Origin of the sequence: Flavobacterium sediminis, from assembly GCF_003148385.1 — a bacterium.
Taxonomy (GTDB): domain Bacteria; phylum Bacteroidota; class Bacteroidia; order Flavobacteriales; family Flavobacteriaceae; genus Flavobacterium; species Flavobacterium sediminis.
The window spans coordinates 1,744,016-1,758,372 of the sequence record NZ_CP029463.1; the positions used below are offsets into that span (position 1 = coordinate 1,744,016).

At 36.5% G+C, this 14,357-nt stretch carries 14 protein-coding genes and 1 pseudogene; 7 read left to right on the plus strand and 8 right to left on the minus strand.

What is annotated here, in order from left to right:
* Positions 1-25 precede the first annotated feature (25 nt).
* The 6 genes from DI487_RS08070 to DI487_RS08095 all read right to left on the minus strand — a co-directional run bounded on the left by DI487_RS08070 (position 26) and on the right by DI487_RS08095 (position 4,267).
* On the minus strand, positions 26-838 hold the full coding sequence (locus DI487_RS08070) for a hypothetical protein (protein ID WP_109569190.1): 813 nt from the start codon (positions 836-838) through the stop codon (positions 26-28).
* A 132-nt stretch (positions 839-970) separates the two neighbouring features.
* Entirely contained in the window at positions 971-1,591 is a 621-nt protein-coding gene (locus tag DI487_RS08075; RefSeq protein WP_109569191.1) for a YiiX/YebB-like N1pC/P60 family cysteine hydrolase, read from the minus strand.
* Entirely contained in the window at positions 1,581-2,279 is a 699-nt protein-coding gene (gene truB / locus DI487_RS08080) for a tRNA pseudouridine(55) synthase TruB (protein WP_109569192.1), read from the minus strand. The genes DI487_RS08075 and truB overlap by 11 nt, the downstream gene beginning before the upstream one ends.
* A complete protein-coding gene (locus DI487_RS08085; protein WP_109569193.1) occupies positions 2,279-3,067 on the minus strand; it encodes an undecaprenyl-diphosphate phosphatase in 789 nt (262 codons plus the stop codon). Before DI487_RS08085 ends, truB begins: the two co-directional genes overlap by 1 nt.
* A 63-nt stretch (positions 3,068-3,130) precedes the next feature.
* A complete protein-coding gene (locus DI487_RS08090) occupies positions 3,131-3,373 on the minus strand; it encodes a DUF3098 domain-containing protein (protein WP_109569194.1) in 243 nt (80 codons plus the stop codon).
* 18 nt (positions 3,374-3,391) lie between these two features.
* Positions 3,392-4,267: a cell division protein FtsX gene (locus DI487_RS08095; RefSeq protein WP_109569195.1), complete on the minus strand. Its 876-nt coding sequence runs from the start codon at positions 4,265-4,267 to the stop codon at positions 3,392-3,394.
* Between the two features lie 188 nt (positions 4,268-4,455).
* On the opposite strand from DI487_RS08095, the gene DI487_RS08100 reads away from it, so the two are divergent.
* The 5 genes from DI487_RS08100 (at position 4,456) to DI487_RS08120 (ending at position 10,119) form a co-directional block, all read left to right on the plus strand.
* Positions 4,456-7,545: a leucine--tRNA ligase gene (locus DI487_RS08100; protein ID WP_109569196.1), complete on the plus strand. Its 3,090-nt coding sequence runs from the start codon at positions 4,456-4,458 to the stop codon at positions 7,543-7,545.
* A gap of 108 nt (positions 7,546-7,653) precedes the next feature.
* Positions 7,654-7,929 carry a hypothetical protein gene (locus DI487_RS08105; RefSeq protein WP_146193403.1) on the plus strand — a complete coding sequence of 92 codons (276 nt, stop codon included), beginning with the start codon at positions 7,654-7,656 and terminating at the stop codon, positions 7,927-7,929.
* An 80-nt stretch (positions 7,930-8,009) separates the two neighbouring features.
* Positions 8,010-8,321, plus strand: coding sequence for a hypothetical protein (locus DI487_RS08110; protein WP_109569198.1), 312 nt, complete (start codon positions 8,010-8,012; stop codon positions 8,319-8,321).
* A gap of 303 nt (positions 8,322-8,624) precedes the next feature.
* Complete coding sequence (locus tag DI487_RS08115) at positions 8,625-9,254, plus strand: hypothetical protein (RefSeq protein ID WP_109569199.1); 630 nt, start codon at positions 8,625-8,627, stop codon at positions 9,252-9,254.
* 169 nt (positions 9,255-9,423) lie between these two features.
* The gene (locus tag DI487_RS08120) at positions 9,424-10,119 is read left to right on the plus strand and encodes a zinc metallopeptidase (protein ID WP_109569200.1); all 696 of its coding nucleotides are present in this window, start codon (positions 9,424-9,426) and stop codon (positions 10,117-10,119) included.
* Between the two features lie 69 nt (positions 10,120-10,188).
* On the opposite strand, the gene DI487_RS08125 is transcribed toward DI487_RS08120, so the two are convergent.
* Entirely contained in the window at positions 10,189-10,659 is a 471-nt protein-coding gene (locus DI487_RS08125; RefSeq protein WP_109569201.1) for an Lrp/AsnC family transcriptional regulator, read from the minus strand.
* A gap of 103 nt (positions 10,660-10,762) precedes the next feature.
* Positions 10,763-12,134: pseudogene (locus DI487_RS08130) on the minus strand (saccharopine dehydrogenase family protein).
* Positions 12,135-12,264: 130 nt separating this feature from the next.
* Between DI487_RS08130 and DI487_RS08135 the strand changes: the two are divergent.
* Positions 12,265-12,654, plus strand: coding sequence for a DUF423 domain-containing protein (locus tag DI487_RS08135; RefSeq protein ID WP_109569202.1), 390 nt, complete (start codon positions 12,265-12,267; stop codon positions 12,652-12,654).
* 64 nt (positions 12,655-12,718) lie between these two features.
* Positions 12,719-14,347, plus strand: coding sequence for a phosphoenolpyruvate carboxykinase (ATP) (pckA, locus tag DI487_RS08140; RefSeq protein WP_109569203.1), 1,629 nt, complete (start codon positions 12,719-12,721; stop codon positions 14,345-14,347).
* Positions 14,348-14,357 lie beyond the last annotated feature (10 nt).

Below are 14,357 nucleotides of genomic sequence, written 5' to 3' on the forward strand. Positions count from 1 at the left end.
TTTAAGTTTTTAGGTATCTATAGAATTAATTACGAGTTTGGCAATCGGAGAAATATTTTTGAGTTAATGACTTTAGTTCGTATTCAGCCATTAAGTTCAAATCAGAAGGTTTTAATTCGGATGTTAATTTAGCCATCATACAAATTGAAATTTCTTCTATTTTTTTGTTACTATAAAATGGAAATGATTTTCTAATGTCGTGTTTTAAACGATTAAAAATTAAATCTTTATTTTTTTTGTCCCAGATATTCATATCTGTAATTGTTTCTTCGATAATAGCAACAACTTCTAATTTAACATTTATGCCTTCATGTGATGAAGTGTTTCTTATGACAAGGAAATGAGTTCCTTGTCTTATATCATCTATTTTTACTTTTCCGTCTTTTGCGCTTGTAACAGATCCTTCTATATTATGATTAGGTGATTTATATTTCCAGATTCCCCAAAAGTCTTTTTCAAAAAAGATATCATAGCCTTTTCTGTCTGTTAAGTAAATATCAATTAATCCTATTCCTTTAGGTATCTTTATTAAACTTACGAGGCTGTTTGAAACACTTGTAGTAGCTAAAATTAAACGTAGTTGATTTTCTAGTTGTATGTTTTGTTCTTTGTTTTCATTTGGTTCGGTTGTGAATGCGTAATACCATTCTAATGTATTAGGAGGTAAATCAATTTTAAACCCAATTCTAGAATTTCCACCAAGTACGGATTTAGTTCCGCCGTTTAAATAGAACGTTTGAGGTTCAATTATTTGGACTGCTTTTAGTTTTTTAGTTTGAACCTGAGACTGCATTAAAATAGAGATAAGGCAGATGGTAAGAGTAATTGTTTTTTTCATTTATAGTCTTTTGAGTATTGAATTTTATGTTCATAAAACAAACAATAAAGATTGTTCTCTAGTAATTATTCTACTCAAAACTAAATAGTAAAAGGTTTTATTTTTTACGGATTTCCGTAAATGAAGTGGAAATTACAAAATACCCAGTATCCTGATTTTTCTGGAAGTGGAGATCCCGCCGGGATTACAACCCGGTTGCCCTTCAGGTATTGCAACATGAAGTTTTTGATAGTAGGCTTCCCAGACAGCGAAGTAGTCCTGTGAGCCGGGAGCTTTAAAGGTCATAGGAAATAAAGAGAACAAAGGCTTTCCATACGCTTTTAAGAAGCAATCGTAGATGAGTTCTGAACAATAATATTTATTGTTGTCATACAAATATTCGTCGTCATAAGGAACGCCGAGTTGTTGTAAACCAAAAGCAATGGCTGACGGGATTAATTTTCGGTAGCGTTTCTTTAATCGGCCTACATACATCGGTAAATCGGTATATGAGATAAAAGTCTCGTAAGGTGTGAGTTTTACGGCTGTACCGGAAGCTTCTAAAACGTAAATGTTTCCTTCCTTGATGACAACTATTCCCATGTGATTAAAATCAATTCCGTGATAACCTTCAGTAACTTGATTGATCGCATCACAAAGCGGTCCGCAATGCATGGATTGAAAAATAAGATCACCATTCTGCAGTTCAATCTTGTTCTGCGAAAAACCCGCAAAACTTAATAAAAAAAACAGGGTGAAACATTTAGTCTTCATGGTTGATCTTTTCTTCAAATTCATTCGGACTGATTGCATCAGCAACATCATAAGTGCCGATTTTAGTTCGTCGAAGTGCTGTCAAATGCCCTCCGGAAAGCAAGGCTTTTCCGAAATCGTGAGCCAGTGAACGAATATAGGTTCCTTTGCTGCATTTTACTCTGAAATCAACTTCCGGTAAGGCAATGCGAGTCAATTCAAATTCGTAAATCGTAGTTTTTCGGGCTTCAATTTCCACTTCTTCACCGGCACGAGCGTGTTCATACAAACGCTTTCCGTCTTTTTTAATAGCCGAAAAAACAGGTGGTTTTTGCAGTATCTCTCCGGTGAATTGCGGTAAAGTTTCCTGAAGCAATACCTCAGTAATATGTTCTGTAGGAAAGGTTTGATCTACTTCGGTCTCTAAGTCGTAAGAAGGCGTTGTGGCTCCCAAAAGGATCGTTCCGGTATATTCCTTCTCCTGAGCCTGTATCTCGTTGATCTTTTTGGTAAACTTTCCGGTGCAGATAATAAGCAATCCGGTCGCTAGGGGATCTAAAGTTCCGGCATGTCCTATTTTAAAACGTTTGGACAAATTGAACTTTCGTTTTAAAACGTATTTCAGTTTATTCACTGCCTGGAACGAGCTCCAGGTAAGCGGTTTGTCGATCAAAAGTACTTTTCCTTCCGTAAAGTCCTCTGCCTGCATTAGATAATGATTAACGGTTTAACAAAAAAATGGATAATTAGAATAATCGCTCCCGCAATAATACGATAATAACCAAACAATTTAAAACCATGTTTTTGTAAAAAGCCGATAAACGATTTAATAGCGATCATCGCTACAATGAAACCCACTACATTTCCGATGATGAGTAAATACGTCTGATCCTGTGTCAATTCAAATCCGGCTTTGTAATAATCGTATGATTTTTTTACCGTTGCGCCTAACATTGTAGGGATAGCTAAGAAAAATGAGAATTCGGCAGCAGTCGTACGCGATAATTTTTGTGTCATACCGCCTGCGATACTGGCTCCGCTTCGTGACACACCCGGGATCATTGCCAAACACTGGAACAAACCGATCTTTAAAGCCGTCAGATAAGAGATTTCCGTTCCGTCATCGTGACCGCCGAACCAATCGTCTACTTTTAATAAAATAAAACCGCCTATGATCAGTGAAACAGCAACCGTTATCGGGTTTTCCAATAAACCGTCGATAAAGTCATTCAGCAACAATCCGAAAAAAACTGCCGGAAGAAAAGCAACGAATAATTTATAATAGAAATCCAAACTTTGGAAAAAGCGTTTGAAATACAGAACAACTACTGATAAAATAGTTCCCAATTGAATAACGATAGTGAATAATTTGGTAAAATCGTCGTGAGCAATACCAAAAAAAGAAGAAGCTACGATCATGTGTCCGGTAGAAGAAACCGGTAAAAATTCAGTAATTCCTTCAATAATAGCTAAAATAATCGCCTGAAGTATATCCATAATGATCTTCGTGAAAATTAAATAGTAAAAAGTGGAGACTTAGTATTACTTATGGATCACCAATTACTTTTTATCTTTTTTAAAAATGGAATAAATAACAACACCAAAACCTGCTAAAACTACAGTAGGTGCTAAGCGGATTCTTCTGAAATTGAAGATTTCTTCACTGAAAACATTCGGATCATCACTGCCGCCACCGCTCATAAGTAAAAAGCCTAAAGCAATCATGGCTAAACCGATTAACAGAACAATATAGTTAGTTTTGCCAAATAAAAAATCTTCTTTGTGTGTAGGATTATCTTTCATTATTCCGGATCTTAAAAATTAATAAAGGTCGTCAGTTCTCAGGTTCAGGAAACGTTGCGTCGCAAAGAATGTGCTAATGGCAGTAATGACAATGCCTATTGAAAGAACACCGCCGAAAACAATGCCCAATGAAGCATAATCCTTAGCAATACCTAAACTCGGAAAATATTTATCGACATAAGTTACCAATATATATAGCGCAATAATCGCAAGTAGGGAACCTACCAGCCCCAGCTTGATGCCGCGCCAGATGAAAGGTTTGCGAATAAAAGCTTTAGTAGCCCCTACCATCTGCATGGTCTTGATCGTAAAACGATGCGAATAAATAGACAAGCGTAACGAGCTGTTGATTAACAACATGGCAATAGCGGCTAAGAAACCGCTGGCGATCAACATATAAAAACTGATCCTTTTAATATTGTCATTAACCAGATCAACCAATTGCTTATCATAGATAATTTCTGAAACGTATTCGTTCTTCTTAAACCCCGTTTCTATCTTTTTGATACTGTCTGCTATAACATAATCCCCTTTAAGGTTGATGTCAAATGAGTTTTGCAGCGGATTAAAACCTAAGAATTCCATAAAATCCTTACCCACAATATCTACATTGTTTTTAGCCGCACTGTCCTTTTGTACAAAAGCATACTCCTTGATAAAAAGAGAATTTTTTAATTCCGTGTCAAAAGCATTCAGGATACTGTCATTAGCCTCATTCATAAAAAAGACAGTCATCGGGATATTTTCTTTAAAGTCATTGGTAATCTTTTTTGAATTAATCACAAAAAGGCCTAAAGTTCCTAGTAAAAAGAGTACTAAAAAAATACTCAAGATCACAGAAAAATAAGATGAAATTAAACGCCTTTTTTGATAGTTTTCAAAAGATGAAGCCATAGTTTCCTTTAAATTATGCGGTAAAAGTAAAAAAGAATTTTGGTATATACAGAATATAACAACAAAGTTTTAACTTTAGTATTATAAAATGTAAATTTGCAGCTAAATTTTTAGCCGATAGTTTACAGTCGCAGTTTTCACGGAGCTACTGTAAACTGATAAGTGTAAACCGATAACTAATTAGCTGAATGAAATACCTTCACAACGAGATCGAAGCCAAATGGCGCAACTACTGGGCAGAGCATAAAACATTTGCAGCCTCTAATGATTCCGATAAACCTAAATATTATGTATTAGATATGTTTCCTTATCCTTCGGGAGCCGGCTTACACGTTGGGCATCCGCTGGGATACATTGCTTCTGATATTGTGGCGCGTTACAAACGTCATCAAGGGTTTAACGTGTTGCACCCGCAAGGATACGATTCGTTTGGATTACCTGCCGAACAATATGCGATTCAAACCGGACAGCATCCAGCCATTACAACCGAAACCAACATCAAACGCTATCGCGAGCAGTTAGATAAAATCGGTTTTTCATTTGATTGGGACAGAGAAGTGCGCACTTCCGATCCGGAGTATTACAAATGGACGCAATGGATCTTTATTCAGTTGTTTGAATCTTGGTACAACAACAAGTCCGATAAAGCAGAAAGCATTGCAACTTTAGTTCAGGAATTTGAACAAAACGGTAATACTGCTGTGGATGCGGTTTGTGCGGATGGTATTCCGGCTTTTTCTGCAACAGAATGGAATGCTTTTACAGCTGATGAAAAAGAACAGATCTTATTACAATATAGATTAACCTATTTGGCGGAAACTGAAGTGAACTGGTGTCCGGCTTTAGGAACCGTTTTAGCCAATGACGAAATCGTAAACGGTGTTTCAGAGCGTGGCGGTCATCCGGTAATTCGTAAAAAAATGACGCAATGGTCGATGCGAATTTCAGCGTATGCCGAACGTTTGTTACAAGGTTTAGAAACCATTGATTGGACTGAAAGTTTGAAAGAAAGCCAACGCAATTGGATCGGAAAATCAGTTGGTGCATCGGTTACTTTTAAAGTAATACCAACAACCAACAACCAACAACCAGCAACTATTGAAGTTTTCACCACACGTCCTGATACTATTTTCGGTGTTACGTTTATGACATTGGCACCGGAACACGAATTGGTGGCTCAAATTACTACTCCGGAGCAAAAAGAAGCCGTGGAAGCGTATATTGAAGCTACTGCAAAACGTTCGGAAAGAGAGCGTATGGCCGATGTAAAAACCATTTCGGGTGTGTTTACCGGAGCGTATGCCGAACATCCGATTACGAAAGAACCGATTCCGATCTGGATCGGTGATTATGTGTTAGCAGGTTACGGAACCGGAGCCGTTATGGCGGTTCCTTGCGGTGACGAACGCGATTATGCGTTTGCCAATTTTTTTAAAGGAACGAATGGCATGCCGGAGATCAAAAATATTTTCAATCAAGACATTTCAGAAGCGGCTTTTGCTGCCAAAGAAGGTTTTGAATTGGTTAATTCTGATTTTTTAAACGGTTTAGGGTATAAAGAAGGAACGAAAAAAGCGATTGAAGCTTTAGAAAATATCGGTGCCGGAAAGGCAAAAGTAAACTACCGTTTGCGCGATGCGGTTTTCTCTCGTCAGCGGTATTGGGGTGAACCCTTCCCGGTGTATTATGTAAATGGGTTACCAAAAATGATCGAGGCGAAACATTTGCCGATTCGTTTACCGGAAGTTGAAAAATACTTACCAACAGAAGACGGTCAGCCGCCATTAGGAAATGCAACCGAGTGGGCTTGGGATATTGAGCAGTGTTCAGTGGTTAGTAATGAGTTGATAGATAACGTGAAAGTGTTCCCGTTAGAATTGAATACCATGCCGGGTTGGGCAGGAAGTTCTTGGTATTGGATGCGTTACATGGATGCACATAACAAGAACGAATTTGCCAGCGAAGCAGCTTTAAAATATTGGGAAAATGTAGATTTATATATAGGAGGTAGCGAACATGCCACCGGACATTTATTGTATTCTCGTTTTTGGAATAAATTTTTAAAAGACAGAGGTTTTGCACCAACAGAAGAGCCCTTCAAAAAACTGATCAATCAGGGAATGATTTTGGGGAATTCGGCTTTTGTGTATAGAGTTTCAGGTAAAATAATAGAAGTAAAGTATATTGATAAAAATAAAACAGAAATTGTTAATTGGGATTTAACTGATTTAGAAATTGAAAATCATATTTTGATTTCAAAAAATATAATTTCTGAAAGAAAAGGTTTAGATGAATATGATAAAAAAACCATAGCTGAAAGTTTTGATGTTATATTGTTTAATGAAGAATTAGACGATTTTGAAAAAACAATATTTAACAACGTATCAAAAAAACAAAAAGAATTATTAATTGAAAATAAGGATACATTAGGTATTTGCTTAGTTAAATACCCAATTCATGTTGATTTATCATGTATTAACGATGTTACATCTGAATTAGATATTGAAAAATTCAAAACGCATCCTTTATATAAAGACTATGCAAATGCAGAATTTATATTAGAAGACAGAAAATACATCGTTGGTCGCGAAGTCGAAAAAATGTCGAAATCGAAATACAACGTAGTTAATCCGGATGATATTTGTGAAGAATACGGTGCCGATACCTTGCGTTTGTATGAAATGTTCTTAGGACCATTGGAACAAGCAAAACCTTGGAACACGGCTGGTATTACCGGAGTGTATGGTTTCTTAAAAAAACTATGGCGTTTGTATTTTGACGACAACGGTTTGAACGTTACAGACGAAGAACCAACAAAAGACATGTACAAATCGTTGCATAAAACCATCAAAAAAGCAACGGAAGATATCGAGAATTTCTCATTCAACACCTCGGTTTCTCAGTTTATGATCTGTGTAAACGAATTGGCACAACAAAAATGCCACCACAGAGCTATTCTGGAACCGTTAGCCGTTTTGATCTCGCCTTATGCACCACATATTGCTGAGGAATTATGGAGTGCTTTAGGACACGAAGGTTCGGTAGCTACTGTTGCCTATCCGAAGTTTGAAGCGAGTTATTTGGTTGAAAGCGCTAAAGAATATCCGGTGTCTTTCAACGGAAAAATGCGTTTTAAAGTGGAATTGCCTTTGGATTTGTCTGAAGAGCAGATTAAAGAGATAATTATGGCAGATGAAAGAACACAGGGACAATTACAAGGACGTGAACCTAAAAAAGTAATTATCGTTCCGGGTAAAATTATCAATATAGTCGGATAATAATTGATGTAAAATAATACGACAAGTTTTAAAGAAATCCCAATTGCTTTTGTTAAGTCATTGGGATTTTTTATTTTCGAAGTTATTGAATTTCAAAATCCATCAGAGATGAATAAAATAATTACACTACTGGTTCTGACGAGTTCCTTTTTTGCTTTTTCGCAGGAAGCAGATTCCGTTAAAATCACAAAAAGTCCTAAATTAGATTTCTATTGGGGAATTGGTATGCAGGTCAATTCATTTAAGCTGAACGATAAACTAAGAGCTTCCGGTGCGGCTGACATTAAGGAAACAATGCCTGAATTTTTATTAGGAGCCAATATATTCGGCGAACAGTTTTCGGGGATATCGAGTTCGGTTTTCTGTATTCTACGAATAGAGTAAACAATACCAAAAGTAAGTTACTGGGAGTAAACGTACGTTTAAGAGTTCATTACAATCTGATTAAAACGGAAAATATTGCCTTGACCACAGGTTTGAACCTAAGTGCAACAGGAAATAATGTAGACGTGTATGCTGCTAATAATGTGATTAACCTGAATGACTTAGATCCGATGAATAATAGTGGACATATTTCGTTGCGCAATCAGATATTTTATGTTGGTCCTTCAGCTTCATTTTATGCATGGAGAAATAAAACGTTTAAATTAAGACTGAACATTGCGTATGAATTTGCTTTCACAAACGGAAAATGGAAGTCAGATTATGCAGATGTTCATAATACCGTTAAGGAAATAGGAAATAATCGCTTTATACTTGGGCTAGTCATTCAGTAATCCAGAAAAAGAATCTGTCTATATTTATTTTACAGGATAAAATATCTATCATAAGATTGTTGAACCTGTATTTTTCAAATAAATATTGTTTTTAGGTTTTCGGGAGTCTGGGATTACAGCAGAATTTGTTTATTTCTTTAGAAATAATGCGTAATATGTTATAAATCTTTAATTTAGGTGAAAAAAACATGGTGGTTTAATTTTTTTTTTTTACATTAGATGAGTAATTTGATTTATAGATAAATGTAAGTTCTTTTTTAGAACTTATTTTTTTACTAACCGCCCCCAAAAAATCGCCGTTCTATGAAAAAATTTAGCTACGCACTTATTTTCGTTGTTACAATTTGCTTGTCTCCTAAAGTAGCCTTTTCAGGAGAAATTAAAGGAAATATTTTTACTGAGCACACACAGGCTCAGGCAAAGTTAGAGAGCCAGATACATACTGTGTTAGATCAATCTTTAAATTACAAAGATTATAAAGTGATCGACAAACAGGTAATGTCCCGTTTTAAAAGCGAACTCGAATCGTTTTTAAATCTGTCGGATCAAGTGCGTTCCGATTTTCAGAAAGAGATCAAAACAAAAGACAGTGAGATCAGTGCATTAGATGAAAGTTTGAAAAGTTTACAAGTGGAAACTTCAAAACTACGCAATGACAAACAGTCAATAGGTTTTTTAGGAATGTCAATTAATAAATATGTATATGTAAGTTCACTTTGGGCATTGTTCTTTGCCAGTTTATTAGTAATAGGATTTTTTGTGTTGAAGTTCATGAGAGCTAATGAGATTACCAAAAGTTCTAAAACCATCTTGAGTAATTTAGAAGATGAATACGAGGCTTTCAGAAGATCCAGTATTGAGCGGGAACAAAAACTAAGAAGAGAACTGTTTAATGAAATGAAAAAAGTAAAGGAGTTGAAACAAGCGTCCTGAAGTAGTTAGTTATAAGTTAAGAACAATTAAAAGCACGTAATTCACGTGCTTTTTTTATGGTAAGGTGTAACTTTTTTTGAAAAATACGTATAACAGGTAAAACAAACTGTCAAACTGACATTTGTAGATTTTGGTTTAAAATTTGATATAGTAAAGAAAAAAGAAAATTATGTTAGGATATTATATATTAATAGGAGGTATAGCCTTAGTGAGCTGGTTAGTAAGTAACCAATTGAAGAGTAAGTTTGAATACTATTCAAAAGTACATTTGCGAAATGGCATGAGCGGAGCAGAGATCGCTGAGAAAATGCTTCACGATAACGGGATTTATGATGTGAAAGTAATTTCAACGGCAGGTCGTTTAACCGATCATTACAATCCGGCTGATAAAACAGTGAATCTGAGTGAAGCGGTTTATAATCAGAGAAATGCTGCCGCTGCCGCTGTTGCTGCTCACGAGTGCGGACATGCCGTGCAACATGCTAAAGCATATCAATGGTTAGAAATGCGTTCTAAATTAGTTCCTGTTGTACAGATATCTTCATCCTTGTCACAATGGTTAGTGATCGGAGGACTTATTTTGGGTGCCGCATCAAAGACAGGATACGGATTTTATATTGCAGTGATCGGATTGATCATGATGGCGATTGCAACAGCCTTTTCATTGATTACCTTGCCGGTCGAATACGATGCGAGTAACAGAGCCTTAGCTTGGCTGAAAAGTAAGAATATGTTGAGCCAGCAAGAATATTCCGGAGCTGAAGATGCTTTGAAATGGGCAGCACGAACTTATTTGGTCGCTGCTATCGGAGCTATAGCTTCTTTATTGTATTGGGCTTATCAGGTTTTTGGTAACAGAAATTAGTAAGATAAAAATAGTAAAAAGCCCGAACATTAAAAATGTCGGGGCTTTTTTATGTTTCAACCGTTGTGGTCACAATTGGATCTGTCGGTCAATCTGTTGTTCTAACGAAATAAAAGTTTCTGTTCTGGAAACACCTTTGATGGACTGGATCTTTTTGTTGAGCAACTGCATTAAATGTTCGTTGTCTTTACAAATGATCTTAATTAAGATACTCCAGTTTCCGGTCGTATAGTGGCATTCTAAAACTTCAGGGATCTTTCGCAATTCCCGCACTGCTTCCGAATTACTGGAAGCTCTTTCTAAATACACGCCTACGAATGCCATAGTACTGTAACCTAAAACTTTGGTATCGACTACAAATTTAGAACCGGAGATTACACCGGCTTGCTCCAGTTTGCGTAAACGTTGGTGGATAGCAGCACCGGAAATACCGATCTTGTTTGCAATTTGCAGGATCGGTTTGCGAGCGTCTTCCATTAGGTCTCGTAAGATCTCTTTGTCAATGCCGTCAATTTCGATTTGTAACTGATTAACTTTCATAAGTTACATTTTTCATGTGAAATTAAAAATATACTATAAATATAAAACAAAAAATCCCAAATAGATACTAAATGGGATTAAATTATAGTGAAGTAAGCAAGAACTAACTGCTTACATTGTAAGGGTTGTATCCTAAATAAGGAACTTCAACTTCTTTAAATACAACACCATACTCTTCCAATTCTTTTAAAATAGGTTCGTATACCTCTTTACGAATCGGGATCTGAACCCGGGAGTTTTAATTTCTCCGTTTAATATTTTTAAAGTAGCAATAGCTACCGGTAGCCCTACGGTTTTAGCCATAGCAGTGTAGGTTTGGTCATCACCGATACAAACCATAGTAGCGTCAATTTGTTTTTTCTCACCGTCTTCAGATTCATAACCGAATTTATGGTACATAACGATCATGTCTTTGTCCTCCTGTTTTAAGGTCCATTTTTCCGAAAGGATCTTCTCTAAGATCTGAGCCGGAGTAGCATTTTTTAACCCGACTTTTTTTTCGGAGTTAAAAAGGTCTAATTCGAGTAGTTTGTCCCAGATGATATCGTCCTGATCGATTTTTTGTGCATGGCGCAATTTTATTTCTACCGTATCAGTCGGGTGATAGGGCAAGAAAGAATTGGTGAATTCACGATAAGACATGTTTTCAGAATTCTCCATGATGTATGAATCATCAGTCATTCCGAGTTGAACTAAAATATCCCATGCTCGCGAATAACCGACTCTTCTGATCGTTCCGCGATATACAGTTAAAGCATTGTCTAAGCCATATACACTGCGGTATTTTAGCGAATCTCTGTTGGCATAAGCCTCAAATCGTCCGAAGCCTTCGACTTCCAGAAATTCTGTTCTTCGGAACAGTTTGTTATAAGGGATATATTTATAAGTGCCTTCCTGTATGAACTTGGCAGTTCCGCCTTGTCCTGCTAAAACGACATTTCGGGATTCCAGGTAAATTTGTAATTCCAGAGATTATTATCACTTTCCGGAGCTACGAGTCCGCCACAAAAAGATTCAAAAAGGATCATTTTTCCACCTTGGTCGGTGATCTCATTGATGACTTTCATAGCACTCATGTGATCTATTCCCGGATCAAGCCCTATTTCATTCATGAAGATCAGTCCTTTTTCTTTAACCTCATGATCCAGATCCTGCATGGCCGGACTGATATAGGATGCCGTAACCATATTTCGACCTATTTTTAAACAGTCTTTAGCTACTTCCAAATGTAAATGAGCCGGAAGCATTGAAACAACAATAGTGGCTCTTGTAATTTCTTCCTGACGTTGCTTTTCGTTAAAAATATCAAAAGCAATAGCTCTGGCATTTTTATGACTACCTACTTTCTTACGAGCCAGTTCTTCTGATAAGTCGGCTATAGTAATGCTTAAACCCTCAGGTTCAGATTTATTTAAAAGGTATTGTATAAGTGAAGAAGCAGAGCGCCCCGCACCGATAACCAATATATTTTTCATGTTTAGTTTGTTTGTTGTGTAAAATATCACACGAATATACTAAAATGTTATATTTTTTAAAATTAAATTCCTGATAGATATCATTATTTAACAAATTTTATTTTAATACATTTGTCTAAAATTTTAATACATGGAGAAGAAAATCTTAGGCTTTGCCATTGTAATCGGGCTTTTAGCAATTGTTTTAGGAGCTTTAGGAGCTCATGGATTAAAAAAGTTTTTGTCTTTAGAGCAGTTAGCTTCTTTTGAAACCGGAGTCCGATACCAAATGTATCACGCTCTCTTTTTATTATTCGTAAGTCAGTTTCAGAATCTTGCAGTAAGCGATAAAGTGATCGTGTTTTATTTAGCAGCAATCGGTGTAGTCTTTTTTTCAGGTTCTATTTATGTATTGTCAACTTCTTCCATGACAGGAATAAAAGCAAAATTTTTAGGGCCTGTAACGCCTTTAGGAGGAGTTTTAATGATTGCTTCTTGGGGGTATTTGCTTTACGCAACCTTGTTAAAAAACGGCAATTAAAGCCTCTGTTAAAATTAAATTCATACTTTTGCAACTTTAAAATAAACAACATAACACTAATTTTATGGAGCAGTACACACAATTAGCGAAAACGATTTCGCTGGAAAAATACGGGATAAAAGACGTAGAAGAAATTGTTTACAATCCATCTTATGATTATTTATACAATTCGGAATTGGATAACCAATTAGAAGGGTATGAAAAAGGACAATTGACTGAGCTGGGAGCTGTTAATGTGATGACCGGAGAATTTACCGGACGTTCGCCTAAAGATAAATATATAGTAAAGGATGATGTTACAAAAGATACTGTATGGTGGACATCTGATAAAGCAGTAAATGATAATAAGCCTATTTCACAAGATACGTGGAACGCTTTGAAAGAGGTTTCCGTAGAACAGTTATCCGGAAAGAAACTGTATGTCGTTGATGCGTTTTGCGGAGCTAATGAAAATTCTCGTTTAAAAGTGCGTTTTATCATGGAAGTGCCTTGGCAGGCTCATTTTGTGACCAATATGTTTATCAGACCGTCAAAAGAAGAATTAGAGAATTTCGGTGAGCCTGATTTTGTGGTGGTAAATGCCTCTAAGACATCTTTCATGGATTATGCAAAATACAATCTTAATTCAGAAGTATTTGTAGCGTTCAATTTGACTGAAAAAATGCAATTGATCGGAGGAACATGGTATGGCGGTGAAATGAAAAAGGGAATGTTTTCGATGATGAATTACTATTTGCCACTTCAGGGAATTGCTTCAATGCACTGTTCTGCCAATAAAGGTAAAGACGATGATGTGGCAGTGTTTTTTGGTTTGTCAGGGACTGGAAAGACAACATTGTCAACTGATCCGAAACGCGAATTGATCGGAGACGATGAGCACGGATGGGATAATGACGGTGTTTTTAATTTTGAAGGCGGGTGCTATGCAAAGACCATTAACTTAAGCAAAGAGAATGAGCCTGATATCTATAATGCTATTCGCAAAGATGCTTTGTTAGAGAATGTAACGGTTGATGCTAACGGTAAGATTGATTTTACAGATGGTTCCGTTACCGAGAACACGAGAGTTTCTTATCCTATTGATCATATTGAAAATATCGTGAAACCGGTTTCTAAAGCAGGACACGCTACTAAAGTGATTTTCCTTACGGCAGATGCTTTCGGAGTAATGCCACCGGTTTCAAAATTAACACCGGAGCAAACAAAATATTATTTCTTATCTGGTTTTACGGCTAAGTTAGCAGGTACAGAAAGAGGTGTTACACAACCGGAACCTACTTTTTCAGCTTGTTTCGGAAAAGCATTTTTAAGCTTGCATCCGACAAAGTACGGAGAAGAGTTGGTGAAGAAGATGGAAGAGCATAATGCAACAGCTTACATGGTGAATACCGGATGGAACGGGACAGGAAAACGTATTTCAATTAAAGATACCCGAGCAATTATAGATAGAATTTTAGATGGTTCTATAGAAAAAGCAGAAACACATATTGTGCCGATCTTTAACTTCGAAGTGCCTAAAGCTTTGGAAAATGTAGATACTGCTATTTTAGATCCTAGAAATACCTATGCAGCTGCTTCTGAGTGGGAAGAAAAAGCGAAAGATCTGGCAGCAAAATTCATTAAGAACTTTGTACAATATACCGATAACGAAGAAGGAAAATCACTTGTGGCTGCCGGGCCGCAATTGGGTTAATTAGATAAAA